The organism is Acinetobacter sp. UBA2063, assembly GCF_002333245.1.
Taxonomy (GTDB): Bacteria; Pseudomonadota; Gammaproteobacteria; order Pseudomonadales; family Moraxellaceae; genus Acinetobacter; species Acinetobacter parvus.
This window is the reverse complement of the sequence record NZ_DDAH01000053.1, coordinates 1-4,408: the sequence shown is the minus strand read 5'-3', so window position 1 is coordinate 4,408 and position 4,408 is coordinate 1. Positions and strand designations below refer to the sequence as shown.

Here is a 4,408-nt window from a genome sequence, read left to right as displayed (position 1 = left end):
AACGTTCATCCACGAAATCTTTAGGCCCGACGGCAAACGCTTTTTCTTTTAGCTCAGGCAGCGCTTGCAGAATTTCAGTGGCAAACTCTTCGATATAATAAAAACCTTGGTTATCACGTAGCCATAAGGTTTTGGGGAAATGATTCTCTAGTTCTAACAGCACATTCTGCTGATGTGATTCAAATGCCATGCCATGGCGATGATAGACATACATCAACGGTTGCAAACTGACTTCAAGGAAACGATTAAACCAATCCAAAGCAATTTCTGAGAAATCGGTTTCGTGATGTGCTTTTGCAATTTTTGCAAATAAAGCATTAAAACGATTTAAAGGTCTATTTGGATGATCCTGACATAAGGATGCAATACAAGTGACTTGCTGTTGAGGATGAAATGGCTGATCACGGAAAATACAGATACTTTCATTCACCACTTCATCATCAATTTTTAAGGCAATCCAAGCTGGGTCATTGACTGTCTTTAAGCTTGGAAATTTTTTTAGAATATTCTGACCAAACTCACTGTGCCACAGACGATGAGTGAGTTCACCACGGTGGCATTCTTTCGCTAAATTGACTCGAATAGAGTTGGTGATCATCACCGAAAGAGATGGCTTCACCATCCACGGAGCGTTGAAGCTTGCCAATGTACGAATGGATGTTGTTGGAGAGAATTGCCAGCCTCGTAAGCCTACATCAATTAACTGCCCCGTTTGTTTTAAACGTTCAAACCAAGGCTTACTTTGTAAATAACGGGCTTGCCAAGGATGTAATGGGAGTAATTTATATTCGCTATGGGTTTTAACTAGATTGAGATCATTTTCAGATAAATACCACTGTAATGCCGTTTTTAATTGCGCTGAAATAGGTTCATCAGTCGCACTACCTTCCGCAATGTAATCTTGGTGCACTAGCCAATAATGAAGTTGTGTCTTGCCCTTATGTTCAGGTGAAAACTTTAACCAATCTTCATGTACAAAACCTGTTCTACTTTTCGGCGCTGGATGCATGCTATGCCCCAGTATGAGTGCCTGCTCAGTTTCAATGAAACTCTGACCTGCTTTGACCAAATCATCAAAATCAGTTTCACGGTGTGCTAAAAACTGTTGTAGCGCATCACGACTTTGAATCCACTTCTCTACTAAAGATGCAGCATCTAATGGAATAGACGATTCAAAAACCAGTTCTTCAAGCAATAACCCGACTATTGCAACAGGACTAAATGTCTTGATTTGACCATGAATAATAATTTGTGGAAGATCTGCTAAGCGATGTCTCCCGACTCGACTGACATAAGATAAAGGGAAATTACATTGTGCTTGAATAGAATGTATTGGGATTGATAACAGCGTCAAACCTTGGCTAAACGCTTGTTGTTGCAGACTTTGCTGATTTTGATTAAGCAAGTGACCTTTGCCAGTTTCTTGCGTATATGCGTTGACGAAATGTTGTATCGCCAACCGATTGGCAAGTGATTGCATCTGTCGGTATCCTCTATAAAGAGAGAGTTAGTTTTTTTTCGAATGTTTGAGCTCAAAACACTTCTCAAATACAGCAACGACTGCATATAAGATTAAAGTAATGATAATAATTATCATTTATAATAGCAATTATAATACTTCCTTTGAAATTAACAGCACAAAGCATTGATTAATATAGATTAAATAAAAAAATAGATGATTATTGATACAAAAGATAATAATTCTCATTATTATATATTCTAATGAAAATCTGAAATTTTATTGTTTTAGTAGATTGAAACATTAAAGCATAAGCAATAGATGTCAGATAAAGTCCCTAACTATCCAACAGATCAGAGAAAGTTGCATTTAATAACTTTGCTAGATCATTAGGATCTAAACCAATATCCAATCCCCTTTTTCCACCACTCACATAAATTTTGGTCAATGCTTGCGCCGTTGCATCAATCACCGTTTTTAGCGGTTTCTTCTGTCCCAATGGGCTGATTCCTCCCACCAGATAACCTGTCAAACGCTCCGCATCTTTTGGATTGGCCATCTGTAGTTTCTTGCATCCAACTGCTGTGGCAACTTTCTTTAAATTAAGTTGATGATTGACAGGCAGAATGGCAACGAAAAAGTTTTTTTCATCTGTTACCAATAAGGTTTTAAACACTTCCTCTACCCGAAGATTCAGTTTTTCTGCCGCTTCCAGACCAAAGCTTTTAGCATTGCTATCATGTTCATACTCATGAATTGAAAACGGGATTTTATTCTTTTCTAATAACTTGCAGGCTGGTGTCATATTTTTCAGTTTAATTAAATCTGGGTTTAAAACGGGTATAAGTGTAGCAAATTTGGATAGATAATTAAATTTTACTTAGGCTATTTTGATATAAATCCACATCTTGATAATTGGACAATGAACCTCATATATTTATTCACGGTGAAAATGAAAAAGGCTCAAGTCATTTATGAGTTACAAACATAATAATTTAATGGCAATGCGCCAGAATTATTGGGATGATGAATCCTCTACCATACAGGCTGAAAAGCAATTTCTGAGAGATACACTTATTGAAGAAGGCATTTTTAAGGATGCGACTTTAGACGATACCAGGTATTTTTTCTTCACCCTCCCCAGTATTATTATTGTCAAAGCCCATGCCCTCGGTTTTCATCACAGCCATGTGAAGCGTATGCTTATTCAGCATATTCACACCAACAGAGCAGCTTTAATGCGGAAGTCATCACTAAAAATTCAGTTTAAGATTTAGGATAAATGTATATTGAAACAAGTCTAAAGATAAAAGTTTTACTTAGGCTATTTTGATAATATCGAACTATTTCACAAATTTGGACTGATAATTCAAGCGATTGAACTATTTTAATACGTTTAAAAGCTGTAATATCCACTACAATTTAACTCTCGGCTTTCCTCTCCTCCGATTTCAGCATAGGATTTTTCTTTCATGTCAGATCAGAACGATAAGCTTAAGAACCTAAAAACCTCATCCGTGGATCGCCGCTTATCTATTGCAAAAGCCTCTTTACTTGCTGGAACACGCTGGGCAACTGCAAGTGCGACTTCTATTTTCTCCAGTGAAGAAGAAAAAGAGAAGAAACGTAAAAAAGCCATGGCTGAACAAGCTCATTATTTAGTTTCTGAAATAGGAAAACTAAAAGGATCAATCGTAAAGATTGGACAAATGATGGCTTTATACGGCGAACATTTCTTACCTGAAGAAATTACACAAGCATTAAATACACTGAACAATCAAACTATCGCACTAGATTGGCCTGCAATCAAAGCGCATTTACAGGAACAGTTGGGATCAAAACTCGATGAATTGACCATTGATCATGAACCAATCGGAACGGCCTCACTGGCTCAAGTACACCGTGCCACACGTAAATCGGATGGTTTAGAGCTTGTCTTAAAGATTCAATATCCAGGTGTCGCTGAAGCAATTGATTCAGACATGAACCTTTTCAGGAACATGTTAAAACTCACTCGTATGGTGCCGCAAACACGCGAATTTGATCAGTGGTTTGATGAAGTCCGTGAAATGATGCATCGTGAAGTGGATTACGGGATTGAGGCAGCAACAACTCGCCGCTTTGCTGCACGTCTGAAAGATGACCCTCGTTATATCGTTCCTGAAATTGTCGATGAATTTTGCGCTAAAAAAGTGCTGTGCATGACCTTTGAGCGTGGTGTGCCTGTAAATAGCCCTGTCATGCTCTCCCTGCCACAGGAACGCCGCAACAAGCTTGGTGAAGCCTCTTTAGAGATTGCAGTACGTGAGCTGTTTGAATGGGGTGAAATGCAAACCGATCCAAACTTCGGTAATTACCTTGTTCGTTTGGGTAACGGCGATGATGTAAATGACAAAATCGTTCTCCTCGACTTTGGTGCAATTCGTCAGTTCGATGAGAATTTGCTCACTGTTGCGCGTAACCTGATTCATGCTGGTTATAACCATAACAAAGATGAAATGGTGAAAGCGATGACAGGCTACGAGTTTTTTGATGCAATGCCTGAAAGTATCAAACCAGGTATGGCAGATGTGTTCCTGATTGCAACAGAAGCTTTTAGCTGTCCAGCAAATAATCCAGATATGCCAGCAGGCGTTATGGATGAGCAGGATCGTTATGACTGGAAGAAAAGCCAACTGCATAGCCGTGTCATGCAACAGGCAGCACAGTCTATGGCATCGCGTTATTTCTCTGTTCCACCCAAGGAATTTATGTTCATTAGCCGTAAATTTATTGGTGCATATACATTTATGACAGTGATTGAAGCAAAGACCAATGTGCGTAAAATGATTCGTGAGTTTGCGTAACGTATATTTATAAAAGTCATTTCGACCAATCTGATTTGTCAGGTTGGTCAATTTTTTAACAGCTATTTTTTTAAATGTTTTTAAAAACAAATAAAAAACAAAA

At 38.3% G+C, this 4,408-nt stretch carries 4 protein-coding genes; 2 read left to right on the top strand and 2 right to left on the bottom strand.

Annotated features, from left to right (window positions below):
* Together B4H32_RS02675 and ybaK are read right to left on the bottom strand one after the other, a co-directional pair.
* On the bottom strand, nucleotides 1-1,480 hold a 1,480-nt coding region (locus B4H32_RS02675), incomplete at its 3' end, for an IucA/IucC family protein (RefSeq protein WP_286799693.1).
* A gap of 316 nt (nucleotides 1,481-1,796) precedes the next feature.
* Nucleotides 1,797-2,264, bottom strand: a complete 468-nt coding sequence (gene ybaK / locus B4H32_RS02670) for a Cys-tRNA(Pro) deacylase (protein ID WP_286799692.1) — start codon at nucleotides 2,262-2,264, stop codon at nucleotides 1,797-1,799.
* Between the two features lie 169 nt (nucleotides 2,265-2,433).
* Between ybaK and B4H32_RS02665 the strand changes: the two genes are divergently transcribed.
* Both B4H32_RS02665 and B4H32_RS02660 read left to right on the top strand, forming a co-directional pair.
* Complete coding sequence (locus B4H32_RS02665) at nucleotides 2,434-2,736, top strand: hypothetical protein (RefSeq protein WP_286799691.1); 303 nt, start codon at nucleotides 2,434-2,436, stop codon at nucleotides 2,734-2,736.
* A gap of 195 nt (nucleotides 2,737-2,931) precedes the next feature.
* On the top strand, nucleotides 2,932-4,305 hold the full coding sequence (locus B4H32_RS02660; protein WP_286799690.1) for an ABC1 kinase family protein: 1,374 nt from the start codon (nucleotides 2,932-2,934) through the stop codon (nucleotides 4,303-4,305).
* Nucleotides 4,306-4,408: the final 103 nt, after the last annotated feature.